Here is a 12,943-nt window from a genome sequence, read left to right on the forward strand (position 1 = left end):
ACCGTGTGCGCCTGCATTCCTTTGCGGTGCTGTGTTGCGGCGTTTGCGTGTGCGGGTGGGCGTCGCGGCCGGGTCCGCTCCTACGGTTCTTGGGGGGCATGGTGTCGCGCCCAGGGCCGATGCTGCACGACGGCGCAGGCTGGCTGCGGCGCCGCTTTCTCTGCACTCCCGGTTCAACTGCGCGATAGCGCGGCACCGTCGATGGCCGACGATGCCGCGTCCAGCGTCGCCTACTTCTCCGGCATCGGCTTCATCTGATACTGCGCCGGTGGTGTGGCGCCGAGCAGGTGCTGCACGAAGTAGTCCCAGCGGCGGCGGGCGACGTAGGGGGTGAGCTCGCCGTAGCCGTGTTTGGCGTTGGGCAGCATCAGCATGTCGAAGTCCTTGTTGGCCTTGATCAGTGCATCGGCGACCAGCAAGGTCAGGTACGGCGGCACGTTGTCGTCCAGCGTGCCGTGCACCAGCATCAGCTTGCCCTTGAGCTTGCTGGCGTGGGTGGCGTTGGCCTGGTCGTCGTAGTTGGAGGTGCCGTCCTTGTTGACGATGTGCTCGCCGTGATACTTCTCGGCCCAGTCGTCCTCGTAGCCGCGGTTGTCATGGTTGCCGCTTTCCGACCAGGCCACCTTGAACAGCTCCGGGTAGCGCAGCATCGCGGCGGTGGACGCATTGCCGCCGCCCGAATGCCCCCAGATGCCGACGCGGCTGGTGTCGAACCACCGGTAGCGCTGGCCGAGTTCCTTCACGGCGGCCACCTGGTCGGGCAGGGTGTTGTCGCCCATGTTGGCGTACCAGGTGTCGTGGAAGGTCTTGGAGCGCCACGGCGTGCCCATGCCATCGATGGCGATCACGATGAAGCCCAGTTCGGCCAGCGACTGGTTGTCGCCATGGCCGGCCAGGAAGCTGCGGCCGCGCACCGAGCCGGTCTGCGGGCCGGGGTAGACGTAGTCGATCACCGGGTACTTGCGCGCGGGATCGAAATTCGTCGGCTTGAACATCAGCCCGTACAGCGTGGTCTTGCCATCGCGCGCCTTGACCGTGATCGGCTCCGGCGGCACCCAGCCGGCGGCCTTCAGGCGGCTGATGTCGGCGGTGGCGATGGTGCCGAGCGTGCGCCCGTCGGCGGCATCGCGCAGCACGCTCACCGGCGGCGTGACCGAGGTGGAATAGGTGTCGACGAAGCGCTTGCCATCGGGCGACAGCGCGATGCTGTGGTCGGCAACCTCGGGCGTGAGCAGCACCGGCTCGCCGCCGTCCAGGCTCACCTTCCACAGCTGCTGGTAATACGGGTCCACGCCCGGCGTGCGGCCCACGCCGACAAACCATGCAGTGCGCGTCACCGGGTCCACGCGCAGCAGTTCGGTGACGTTGCCTTCGCCGCTGGTGATCGCGCGCTTGGGTTTGCCGGTGGCCAGGTCGTAGAGATACAGCTGGCCCCAATCGCTGCGTTCGGAGAACCACACCGCCTCGTTGCTGCCGGGCAGGTAAGCCCAGTTGGCGGCGACCTGGCCGCTTTCGTAATAGGTCTTGGCGGTTTCGTCGAAGGCGGTGCGCACGGCGCCGGTGCCGGCATCGGCAATGCGCAGCCAGACTTGCTTGTGGAAGCGCGAGGTCGAGGCGAACGCCAGGGTCTTGCTGTCCGGCGCCCACTTCACGTCGTCCCACAGGCCCGGCGAGCAGCTGACGTCGTCGCACAGCGTGGAGCGGTGCTGGTCCGCTGGCATCTTCAGCCGCACCACGCTGGCACTGGGCACGTCGATGATCACGCGCTCGATCGTGGTCACGTCCTTGTCGCCGGCCAGCGGGTACTTCCACGACTGCAGTTGCGGATGCCCAAGCTTGGTGCTGACCAGGTACATGTCGCCGGTCTTGCGCTGGTCCTGCTGGAAGGTGGCGATCTTGCGCGAGTCCGGCGACCACGCCACGATGGCGTTGTCGCTGTGCTGCCAGCCGGCGTTGTCGGTGGCGTAGCCGAAGTTTTCCACGCCATCGCGGGTGAGCTGGGTTTCCTGGCCGCTGGCCAGATCACGCACCCACAGGTTCCAGTTGCGGATGAACGCTTCGCTGCGCTTGTCCGGCGACAGCACGCCCGGTTCGGGCTTGTCCTTCGCATACAGCTTGCTGCAGCGCGCACGGGCGTCGCAGACCACCGCGGTGTCGCGCACGTTGAGGCGGTAGCGGCCATCGGCGCCGAGGCTGACCTTGGGCGCCAGGGTGGCGGCCTTGAGCGGCTTGTCACCGGTCTTGAGCAGGGTGTTGAGCGCGGTGGCCAGCGCCGCGGGCTTGAACAGCGGCGCGGTCTTGCCGGTGGCGGTGTCCAGCTGCAGCAGGCGGTCGCCCTTGGCATCGTGGTCGACGTAGACCACATGGGTGGCATCCAGCCAGGTCACGCGCGTGGGAGCATGGTCGACCAGGGGCTGCGCGGCGTAGTAGATCAGGCGCTCGGCACGGGCGTAGTCGGCCTCGGTCACGCCCGGTGCCTGCGCGCTGGCCACCGCGGGCAGCAGGGCGGTCATCAGGGCAGCGAGCAGGTGGCGCAACGGCAACGGTGTGGGCATGTGGACCTCATCAAAAGGGTGCGCGCCGACAACGGCGGTGCAACCTCGCATGCTACGTGTGCGGGCGGGGCATGCGACCCTGCCAAACGTCGTGCCTTGCCGTGGAACGAAGATGCCAGGCGTGGCGCCCCAGGTGCCGCTCGCCCTGCGGCACCGGCGACTACTTGCCCATACACCGATTCCAGCGCGCGTTGACCCGCTGCGCGAACCAGGCGGTGGTGAGGGTGCGGGTGATCTTGGGGCTGTCCAGGGTGATGCCGGGCAGTACCGCACGTGGCAGCGGTTTGCCGGCGCTGCGCTCGGCCAGCGCGAACACCTGGCGATACAGCTCGGTATCCTGGAAATCGATGGAGTTGCCGGCCTCCAGGGCACGGCGGAGCTGACGGTCACTCATCGCCAGCTGGCTGCCCAGGGCGCGTGCGGCGCGTTCGGTGGCGCCGGGCGCATCCAGGCTGGCGCCGGGCGTCAGCAGGTCGCCGTCCAGGGTCAATGCGATCCCGCTGGCCTTGCTCAGTGCTGCCTGGAACGCGGCATTGCGGCTGGCGTACCAGCCGGCGTTGAAGTCGGCAAAGCGGTACAGCAGCGCGTCGTAACTGGCTGGGTAGCCGAGCAGGTGCCGGGTGCCGAACCACAGCCCGCCGCGGCGGCTGAAGACCTCGTGGCGGATCGAGTCGCCAGGCGGATACGGATAGCGCTCGGCGTGCTGCTCGGCAAACGCGATGCTGACCTGCATCGGCCCGGCGGTATGCACCGGATTGAGCCCGTCGAACAGGCGCGCGCCCAGCGGCACGCTGCCGGTGAAGTCTTCGAAGATGCGGCTCAGCTCCTGCTCGGTGCGCGCGCTGGCAATGCGCGTGGCATAGCTGCGGCCATCGGGCGAGGCGATGCGCAAGGCGGCATCGACCATGAAGCCGGGGATGTGATGCGCGCCGGCGCGGCGGTCGATCTCCGCGCGCGAAATCCTGCCGAGATTGGGCACGACCGGGTTGGCCTGGTAGGTCGACTCCTGCTCGGTCACCGCCAGCACCGCGCAGATGTCCTCGGCGCTGGTGTCCAGCCCCTGCGAGGACAGGGCCACGTACACATCGTCGGCCCAGCTGGCGCGATCGGTCAGCGTGGTCGGCAGGCGCCGGGCGATGTCGGCCTTGACCGCGTCCGGCGAGCGCTGTGGCGCGCGCGGCGCCTGGGTGGCGCAGGCCGACAGCAAGACGACGGCAAGCAGCGTGAGCAGGCGGGGCAGGCGGGATGTCACGGCGTCTCCAAAATCGGTGGGGGCGGCAGGTGCCGTGCGGCAGTTTACGTGGCTGTCGCCGGGCCGCATCCGGCGAGTGCAGCAGGGCGGCTGCGGCCAGCCTGCCGGGTCGCAGGCGTTTCGCAACGCGCCCGGTCGCCGGTCGCCACCGGCACGAGCTGCAGGCCGATTCAAGCCCGCAGCCCGCAGGCCGCTAACGATCCTGGCGCAATGCGTGGCGATCACATGACCTGCCGCGCTCGCCAGTCATCATGACCGTGTGTTTGCATCGCGGCGTCAGGCAGACGCCGACGTCGCTCCGATTCCACCGCCAGCCAGCCAGCCACGGGAGAGCTTCAGTGCTGCAGCAACCAGCAAACCCGATACGGGGCGGGCGGCATGTCCCGTCCACGGCAGCCATGCGGTGTGGCTTGTCGTCGCCGTGAGGGCCCGATGAGCGGCGCGACGCCGCGCTGGCGGCGCATGGTCGTTGCGATGGCCGCGATGCTGTGCAGTGCGACGCTGTGGGCGCAGCCGCAGCCATGGAAGCGCATCGAAACCGCCACGATCGACGACCCCAGGGCCGCCCTGCAGGTCGCCCAGGCCGCGTTGCAGCGTGCCCGCAGCGATGGCGACGCCGACGCGCAGTTCTGGGCCTTGCTGGCGCAGGCGCGCGTGCTGATTTCCCTGGAAGAGAGCGAGCGCCGTCAGGCGGCCCTGGCCCAGGCGCGTGCGATGTTGACGAACGTGCGTGGCAACACGGCGCAGGCGCAGCTGTGGCTGGCGATCGTGCAGGCGCTCAGCGATGTGCGCGAGAGTCCCAACCGCGGCATGCTGGCGCGGCTGGAAGCGCTGCGTCAGCAGGCGCGTGCGCTGGGGCGCAACGATCTGCTGTGCGAGGTCGAGGCGGTCGACATGTGGAGCATGCTCGCCTCCGGCAGCAGCGACGAGGCCTGGAACGCCGCACAGGCCAGCTACCAGTGCGCAGTGCGCGAACACAGCCTGGGCCTGGAGCTGGATGCCTTGACCCAGCTCGGTTCGCTGGCCAGCCGCGTGGGTGGCCGCTCGACCGAGGACAACGACGCCGAAGACTACCTGCAGCGTGCCCTGGAGCGCCTGCGTGGCCAGCCGGCACGCTTTCAGCGCAGCCTGATCGAATACGAGTACGGCACGTCGCTGGCAGCGCAGCAGCCGGACGCGGCATTGCTGCATTTCAAGCGCGCGCTGGCGCTCAGTCGCGAGCTGGGCGATCAGGCCGGCGTGGCCGCGGCATTGACCAGCGGCAGCGAGGTCCTGATCGAAGCCGGCGATGCCAGCGCGGCATTGGCAATGGCGCGCGAGGCACTGCCGTTGATGCAACGCCAGGGCAATGTCGGCCGGGTGGCCGCCTGCCATGCGGTGTTGCTGCAGGCATTGACCGCGCTCAAGTCCGGCAGCCTCGGCGTGGAGATCGTCGCGGCCAAGGCGGCGGACGACCCCCACCTGTCGCTGGGACGGCGCGCGAAACTGCTCGATGCCATTGCCCAGGCACTGGCGGCGGAGGGGCGCCATGCCGAGGCATACCAGGAACTGCAACGCGCCAACACGCTGCGTGCGCAGAGCCTGGATCGCCAGCGCGACACCGTGATGCTGCGCCTGCAGGCGCGTTACGAAGACGCGCGCCGTGGCGCCGAAACCGCCGAGCTGCGCCGGCGCAGCGAGACCGCGCAACTGGCCTTGCAGGCCCGCGAAGCCGGTCAACGCGCCCTGTGGATCGCCCTGTGTGCGGCCTGCCTGTTGTTGCTGGGTGCGCTGGTGGTGCTGGCCTTCGGTGCGTGCCATCGGCGGCAACTCTCGCGGCTGGCGATGCGCGACGAGCTCACCGGCCTGCCCAACCGCCGCGCCATTCGCGCCGAGGCGCAGCAGCAGGTCGAGCAATCGGTGCGCTCGCAGGTGCCGTGCATGCTGGCATTGATCGACCTGGACCACTTCAAGCTGATCAACGACGTGCACGGGCATGCTGCCGGCGATGCCGTGCTCAAGGCGCTTGCCTGCGCCTCCAGGCTGGCGCTGCGGACGCAGGATCGCCTGGGACGGCTGGGCGGGGAGGAATTCCTGCTGGTGCTGCCGGGCTGCAGCGCAGAAGAGATTCCTGCCGTGTTTACGCGGCTGCGTAATGCAGTGGCCGCGATCGAGATCGCCGGCCTGCCCACCGACCAGCCGGTGCGCTTCTGCATGGGCGCGGTGAGCGTGACTGCAGGAACCGGCCTGGATGTGCTGCTGGGGCAGGCCGATCTTGCCCTGTACGCCGCCAAGACCGCCGGGCGCGATCAGTGGGCGGTATGTTGACGCGTGGATGAGGGCACCTGCGGCCTGGCTGCCGCAGCGCTCGCTGATGCACCGAGTGCAGTGCGCGCGGTGGTGGGTGGCAGCGGTCACCAGGCTCTGCCCGCGACCGCCCGACACCCACGGGCGTACACTGCGCCGCCTCCATCGAACCGATGCCTGCGTGAAAAAAAAGCGGCCCAAATCACCGCCACCTGCGCCAGCGCCCGCAGCATCCCGGATCCATGAATGGATCATCGGCGGGGGGGCCGTTGTCGTGGCGATCGCCTGCTGCATGCGGCTGTGGCTGTTGCTGGAGGCGATCGTCACGGGGCGCTATATCAGCGTCATCCGCGGCCGGCCGACCAGGATCTTCCATGCGGATGCAGACCCGCAGCGTTTCTGGATCGCCATCGGCTGGGATGCGTTACTGACCAGTGTGCCGTTGGCGGTCATCGCCTGGTTCGCCTACGTTGTCTGGACGGCGCAAAGACGCGGCCGGCGATGACCTGCGCGGTGCTCCACGGCATGCGCAACTGCGGTGCCACACTGTCGACGACGACGCGGCGGCGCAGGCGTGCGGCGAGCCGCTGGTCAGTACACGGTGTTGATCAGCAAAGGGGTCGCAAGGCGGTGGCAACCGCCTGCGCCGATCGACACCTGCGCGTCATGCGGCAATCAGGGCTGCGTTTGCTTTTGCTTGCGCGATGGCGTCTGCGTCTCGCGCCTGGGCCAGGTGTCGTAGCTGTAGACGAACTGCTTCTGATCGGCGCCCACGGTGGGGTCGCAGTGCCAGGAATTGGCGACGCTGCCGGGTTCCAGCACGCCATCCACCTCGCGCACGGCCTGCGCTTCGAATGCGCAGATCGGCCCGTACAGCTTGATGTCCCAGTCCGGTTCCGCGCGGGGGTGGGCATGTTGCACGAGCACGATATCGCTGCCGTTGAAGTGATGCACCTGGGCGCCATGCTCGCGATTGATGCTGAAGTAGCACGGCGCGCCGATGCCCAGTGGGAGCACTTCATCATCGCGCAGCAGCGCGCACTTGCCGGCGTGTTCGCCCAGGCGAATCGCGCGCCCGGCCAGGACGGCGGTGGTGACCGGATGGCGGGCGGTGACTTCGGACATGGGTTGCGACGGTGACGGTGTTTGCGGCGCGGTCTGGGCGTGGACTGGCGCGCCCGTCGTCGTCAACAGCGCGGAGAGCAACCAGGTCGTAAGGTGGATGCGCATGCAACGTCCTTGTCGTGGGCAGTGCAGTATCGCAGATCCATTTGCAGGCCTGATGCCGGTGGCAGACGCGATGCGCCTCACGCGTACGGGTAGCCGATACTCGGTGTGGCGTCTGTCTGCTGTACCGCGGTTTCGCCCGCAGCATCGACACACGGCTGGCCGCTCCAGACTGCGCGCTTCGGTCACCTCAGAAAAATCGTGCAGTCAGCGCCGCGCCGGCAGCGTCGCCAGCACGCCATCCAGCGCCAGCTGCGTGCTGAAACCGGCCTTGCTCAAGCGTTTGCTTACCTCGTTGGGCACATCGCGCCCGCTGGTGAGCCGGTTGGGCGCGCCGGTGTAATGGAACAGGCGCCCGCCACGCCGCAACACCCGCGCCAGCTGGTCGTAGAACAGCTGCGAGTACAGCTCGCCGGCGATGCCGAAACGCGGCGGGTCATGCAGGATGGCGTCGAACGCACCGTCAGCCAGCGTGGCGATGTGCTGCGAGATATCCGCCTGGGTCAGCTGCAGACGCCCGCCGTGGGCGGCATCGTCCGGATCCGGCGACCACGGATTGAGCGTGCGCAGCCACAGCACGTCGGCATTCTTCTCGAACGACTGCAGCTGCGCCACCCCGGCCTCCAGGCAGCAGGCGGCGAAGTAGCCCAGCCCGCCACAGGTATCCAGCACGACCTTGCCGCGCGGATCGACCAGCGCCACCTTGCGGCGCGCATCCTCGAACGGCGACAGCTGCGCCGAAGGCAGCATCTTGATGCCATCGATCTCGAAGGTCGGCGCGCCCCATTCGGTGGGAACCAGCTTGATCAACGCGCCGCCGAAGCGCGAGATCGGGGCGAAGTCGTCGCCGTCCCAGAAGTACAGCGTGCGCTCCTTGAGCTTGCCCGGATACGGGTAACCCCGGCCACGCCACTGCCAGGTCTGCGCGTCCAGCTGGGCGATGCCGGTACTGCGGCCCAGGTCCAGCGAGCCGGTCCATTGGGTCAGGCCACTGCCGCGCGCGGCAAGCAGTGCCTGGGCATCGGAGCAGGTGAGGAGTGGGCCGGAGTAGTTGGGCACGGGTCGCTGGTCTGGGGTCGGCGCGCGTGACGCGCGTCGCCATTACAAGGGATGGACCGGCATCGTAACCGACCCACCGCGCATGGGCATCCAATGCATGACCCGCACGCCGGCGGGGCGGCGCAGCGGCCGTTCTGCAACGCGGTGGCCAGCCCGGCCGTGTGCGGCGGTGCCGGTGGCAGTGCATGAGCGCCCGTGCCCGGAGACCTGCGCCGATTCCTCTGGCGCACGCCGCACCGCATACTGCGCACCGCCCCGTCGACATGGTGTCCGATTGGCGCCAACCGTGGAGGATCGGCAATGGAGGATCGGCAATGCTGAAGGGTGTGTTGTTGGGGTTTGCCTGCTATGCGGCCTATTCGATCAGCGATGCGTTCGTGAAGCTGCTGGAAGGCACGCTGCCGGTCTACGAAGTGCTGTTTCTCGGCGCCTTGCTGATGCTGGTGGCCGTGCCATTCCTGAAGAAGCCGGACGACCGGTTGCGCGAACTGGTGATGGCCAAGCAACCCAGCCTGTGGTTGTTGCGTGCGCTTACCGGCGCCATCGGCAATCTGACCTCGGTGATTGCGTTCACCACCTTGCCGATGGCCGAGGCATTCGCGCTGATCTTCCTGATGCCGATCTTCGTCACCGTGCTGTCGGTGGTGTTTCTCAAGGAAGAGGTGCACTGGCGGCGCTGGTCGGCGGTGATCGTGGGTTTCATCGGCGTGTTGATCGTGCTGCGCCCGGGCTTTCGCCATCTCACCCATGGGCATGTGGCCGCGATCGTGTGTGGCCTGGTCGGCGCCATCTCGGTCATCACCCTGCGCATGGCCGGCCACAGCGAAAAACGCCTGACCTTGTACGGCGCCGGCGTGATCGGCCCGTTGGTGATGGGCGGGATCATGATGTTGCCGACCTTTGTCTGGCCCACGCTGTCTCAGTGGGGCCTGTTGGCGGGCTATGGCCTGCTTGCCGGCCTGGCGGCGATCTGCCTGATGTATGCCACGCGCATGGCGCCGGTGAGTGTGGTTGCGCCAACGCAATACAGCCAGATGCTGTGGGCGATCGCCTTCGGCTACCTGCTGTTCCACGACCACCTGGACTGGCCGATGGCGGTCGGCATCGCGCTGATTCTGGGTGCCGGGCTGTTCACGCTGATCCGCGAAGAGCAGGTCTCGCGGTGGTGGCGGCGGACCAAGATTGTCTGAGGGCGGCGCTGTGCGCCGCGGGAATCGGGAATGGGGAATGGGGAATCGGAGGGGCGCTCTATCGAAATGTCGCGATGCGCTTGATGCTGATGCGATTCCCGATTCCCGATTCCCGATTCCCGATTCCCGTTACGGCGCCGTCGTGGATTCCTCGCGCGGTGCACGCCAGGTGTCAACGATGCGCGCGTACTCGCCGCTGGCCTTGCTCAGGTGCAGCCACTGGTCGACATAGGCTTTCCAGGCGTGGTCGTTGCGCGGTAGCAGGAAGGCCTTTTCGCCGTATTGCAGTGGCTGCTCCGGTGCGACCGCGCACAGGCCGGGCAGGCGTGCCTGCTGGTGGAGCGCTTCGGAGGCGTCGGTGATCATCACGTCCGCGCGCTGCGCCAGCAGCTCCTGGAAGATGGTGGTGTTGTCGGCGAACAGGCGCAGGCTTGCGCCCGGCAACTGGTGGCGTGCGAAGGCCTCGTTGGTGCCGCCCGGTGGTTCGATCACGCGCACCTCGGGTCGATTGAGTTGCGCGATGCCGCGGTAGCGCGCCTGGTCGGCGCAGCGCACCAGCGGAATCTTGCCGTCCACGTCCAGCATCGTGCTGAAACCGGCCTGGCGCTGCCGTTGCAAGGTGACCGAAATGCCGCCGACGGCGATGTCGCAGCGGTTGGCGAGCAGGTCGGGCATCAGTTGCGGCCAGCTGGTGCGGACGAACTCCACGCGCGCGTCCAGGCTGCCGGCCAGCGATTGCGCCAGGGCGATATCGCTGCCTTCGAACTGCCCGTCGGCGCGCAGCAGCGAGTAAGGACGATAGTCGCCGGTGGTGCAGACCCGCAGCACGCCGGACTGCAGCACCGCATCCAGGCGCGAGGCAGGCTCGGGCTCGGCCGCGTGGGCGATGCCGCAGCTCAGCAGCACTACAAGGCAGATGCGATGGCGCATGGCGTGGCCTCGAAGGAGTGCGGCCATGATAGTCGCGGTCGGCACGGCGTGGTCGAGTAGGGCTCAAGCGGACAAGTCGATCTCAGGCGACGCGCCAACGCTTGCGCTCCAGGCCGGCCAGGCCGCAGCGGCGTCTGCACGCAGACTGCCTTGGCGATAGACATGGCCCTTTGTCTTTTGGTCGCAAAGTGCCAAGTGCAAGTGCCAGGTACACGTGCCAAGTGCAAGTGCCAGGTACACGTGCCAAGTGCCAAGTGCCAAGTGCCAAGTGCCTAGTGGATGAGCCGCGTTGACGCGCGTCAGCCTGCCGACGTCAACGCAATGTCAGCACGATCCGGCCCAGGATCACGGTGCGGTAGCGCTGCGATGCGCACTGTCGGGGCTCCATTCGAACCCACCGGAGCCACTCCATGCAGCTCAATCCACGCACTGCGCGCCCGATGACCATCGCCAATGCCGGTCTGTCGGCACACGGCACCCCCGATCCGGATACCAACGAAGACGAGATCCCGCTGGAAGAGCAGACGCCGCAGCAAGGCGGTTTGCGCGAGGAGGTGGGCGACCTCGAAGAAGATGATGATCAGGCCTTGCCAGGCCGAGCTGGCGGTGGGCTTGCGGGTGGGTAATACGGGCGGGTAATCGCGGCTAAGCTCGATCAGTCACCTGGTGCGCGGCCGGTACCGGGATTCTTTCAGCGTCGGTCGTTGCAATACGCAGGTGCCAGGCAAATGGCGATGACGCTCGGGGCGTGGGGTGCGCGCATCGCCGGGGCTGCGATTCCTCGATGAGAGCAGTGCCGAACGCGCGGATATCTGGCGCACCAGGGTGGGGCAAGCCGGCCACCTGCGCCGGCGCCCGCTGTGGCCTACCCGGCGCGGCGACGCAAACCGCTGGTGTGCGCTGCCGCGATCTCGTATTTTTGACGGCTTGTTCACTTGCCGGTGCCGTGCCCCATGTCTGATCCGTCCGCGCCCGATCATCTGCAACGTAGTCTCTCCAATCGCCACCTGCAGCTGATCGCCATCGGTGGCGCGATCGGCACCGGGCTGTTCATGGGCTCGGGCAAGACGATCAGCCTGGCCGGCCCGTCGATCCTGTTCGTGTATCTGATCATCGGCGCGATGCTGTTCTTCGTGATGCGCGCGATGGGCGAACTGCTGCTGTCCAACCTGGAGTACAAGTCGTTCATCGACTTCTCCACCGACCTGCTCGGGCCGTGGGCGGGGTTCTTCTGCGGGTGGACGTACTGGTTCTGCTGGATCATCACCGCCATCGCCGATGTCATTGCGATCGCCGCCTATGCGCAGTTCTGGTTTCCGGGGCTGGCGCCGTGGATCCCCGCCATTCTCTGCGTGCTGTTGCTGCTGAGCCTGAACCTGGTGACGGTCAAGTTGTTCGGCGAGATGGAGTTCTGGTTCGCGCTGATCAAGATCATCGCCATCTGCGCGCTGATCATCACCGGCGCCGGGCTGGTGGCCTGGGGCTTCCGTTCGCCGTCGGGCAACGTGGCCTCGCTGTCGAACCTGTGGAACGACGGCGGCATGTTCCCGATGGGCATTGGCGGGTTCTTTGCCGGGTTCCAGATCGCGGTATTCGCCTTCGTCGGCATCGAGTTGGTCGGCACCACCGCTGCGGAAACCGCAGACCCGCGCCGCAACCTGCCCAAGGCGATCAACTCGATCCCGGTGCGCATTTTGATCTTCTACGTGCTGGCGCTGGTCGCGATCATGGCGGTGACGCCGTGGCGGCAGGTGGTGGCCGACAAGAGCCCGTTCGTGGAGCTGTTCGTGCTGGCCGGGGTGCCGGCGGCCGCGAGCCTGATCAACTTCGTGGTGCTGACCTCGGCCACCTCCTCGGCCAACAGCGGCATCTTCTCCACCAGCCGCATGCTCTACGGCCTGGCCGAGGAGCAGCACGCGCCCAAGGGCTTCGCCAAGCTCTCGCGTGCGGCGGTGCCGGCACGTGGCCTGCTGTTCTCCTGCCTGTGCCTGTTGCTGGGCGCGATGCTGGTGTATCTGATCCCCAACCTGGTCACCGCGTTCACGCTGGTCACCACCTTGTCGGCGGTGCTCTTCATGTTCGTGTGGTCGTTGATCCTGTGCGCGTACATCGCGTACCGGCGCAAGCGGCCCGAGCAGCACGCGGCCTCGGCATTCAAGATGCCCGGTGGCGTGGTGATGTGCTACGTGTGCCTGGCGTTCTTCGCCTTCGTCATCGTGCTGCTGACCTTGCAGGCCGATACGCGCCAGGCGCTGCTGGCCAGCCCGGTGTGGTTCCTGATCCTGGCGATCGGCTATGCGGTGAAGCGGCAGCAGGCGCGCAGCGGCTGAGCGCTCGCACGGGCCGAACACATCCACCGAAGACATCCTCAAGGCCCCGCATTGCGGGGCCTTGGCGTGTGTGGCTGCACGGCGCCGAGATAAAGGCCACTGGCAGCTAAGCGT

At 67.6% G+C, this 12,943-nt stretch carries 10 protein-coding genes; 5 read left to right on the forward strand and 5 right to left on the reverse strand.

The window, feature by feature from the left end; translation table 11 throughout:
- Positions 1–230 precede the first annotated feature (230 nt).
- Positions 231–2,555: a S9 family peptidase gene (locus H7A87_RS03070; RefSeq protein WP_180496877.1), complete on the reverse strand. Its 2,325-nt coding sequence runs from the start codon at positions 2,553–2,555 to the stop codon at positions 231–233.
- 160 nt (positions 2,556–2,715) lie between these two features.
- Positions 2,716–3,807, reverse strand: coding sequence for a DUF1615 domain-containing protein (locus H7A87_RS03075; RefSeq protein ID WP_119129535.1), 1,092 nt, complete (start codon positions 3,805–3,807; stop codon positions 2,716–2,718).
- A 432-nt stretch (positions 3,808–4,239) separates the two neighbouring features.
- On the opposite strand from H7A87_RS03075, the gene H7A87_RS03080 reads away from it, so the two are divergent.
- Positions 4,240–6,114, forward strand: a complete 1,875-nt coding sequence (locus H7A87_RS03080; protein WP_115675953.1) for a diguanylate cyclase — start codon at positions 4,240–4,242, stop codon at positions 6,112–6,114.
- Between the two features lie 271 nt (positions 6,115–6,385).
- The gene (locus tag H7A87_RS03085; protein WP_119129727.1) at positions 6,386–6,598 is read left to right on the forward strand and encodes a hypothetical protein; all 213 of its coding nucleotides are present in this window, start codon (positions 6,386–6,388) and stop codon (positions 6,596–6,598) included.
- A 170-nt stretch (positions 6,599–6,768) separates the two neighbouring features.
- Here the strand turns inward: H7A87_RS03085 and H7A87_RS03090 are convergent, their stop codons facing one another.
- Both H7A87_RS03090 and H7A87_RS03095 read right to left on the reverse strand, forming a co-directional pair.
- The gene (locus H7A87_RS03090; protein WP_180496878.1) at positions 6,769–7,323 is read right to left on the reverse strand and encodes a hypothetical protein; all 555 of its coding nucleotides are present in this window, start codon (positions 7,321–7,323) and stop codon (positions 6,769–6,771) included.
- A gap of 204 nt (positions 7,324–7,527) precedes the next feature.
- The gene (locus tag H7A87_RS03095; RefSeq protein ID WP_119129537.1) at positions 7,528–8,379 is read right to left on the reverse strand and encodes an SAM-dependent methyltransferase; all 852 of its coding nucleotides are present in this window, start codon (positions 8,377–8,379) and stop codon (positions 7,528–7,530) included.
- Positions 8,380–8,693: 314 nt separating this feature from the next.
- Here H7A87_RS03095 and H7A87_RS03100 point away from each other — a divergent pair, with 314 nt between their 5' ends.
- Positions 8,694–9,569 (forward strand): DMT family transporter, encoded by an 876-nt coding sequence (locus H7A87_RS03100; protein WP_046345616.1) that lies wholly within the window; start codon positions 8,694–8,696, stop codon positions 9,567–9,569.
- Positions 9,570–9,698: 129 nt separating this feature from the next.
- Here H7A87_RS03100 and H7A87_RS03105 read toward each other — a convergent pair whose 3' ends face one another.
- The gene (locus tag H7A87_RS03105; protein ID WP_119129538.1) at positions 9,699–10,499 is read right to left on the reverse strand and encodes a transporter substrate-binding domain-containing protein; all 801 of its coding nucleotides are present in this window, start codon (positions 10,497–10,499) and stop codon (positions 9,699–9,701) included.
- A gap of 410 nt (positions 10,500–10,909) precedes the next feature.
- Here H7A87_RS03105 and H7A87_RS03110 point away from each other — a divergent pair, with 410 nt between their 5' ends.
- Complete coding sequence (locus H7A87_RS03110; RefSeq protein WP_104649258.1) at positions 10,910–11,125, forward strand: hypothetical protein; 216 nt, start codon at positions 10,910–10,912, stop codon at positions 11,123–11,125.
- Between the two features lie 327 nt (positions 11,126–11,452).
- Positions 11,453–12,829 (forward strand): D-serine/D-alanine/glycine transporter, encoded by a 1,377-nt coding sequence (gene cycA / locus H7A87_RS03115; RefSeq protein WP_115675957.1) that lies wholly within the window; start codon positions 11,453–11,455, stop codon positions 12,827–12,829.
- Positions 12,830–12,943 lie beyond the last annotated feature (114 nt).

Source organism: Xanthomonas sp. CPBF 426 (assembly GCF_903989465.1).
Classification (GTDB): Bacteria; Pseudomonadota; Gammaproteobacteria; order Xanthomonadales; family Xanthomonadaceae; genus Xanthomonas; species Xanthomonas euroxanthea.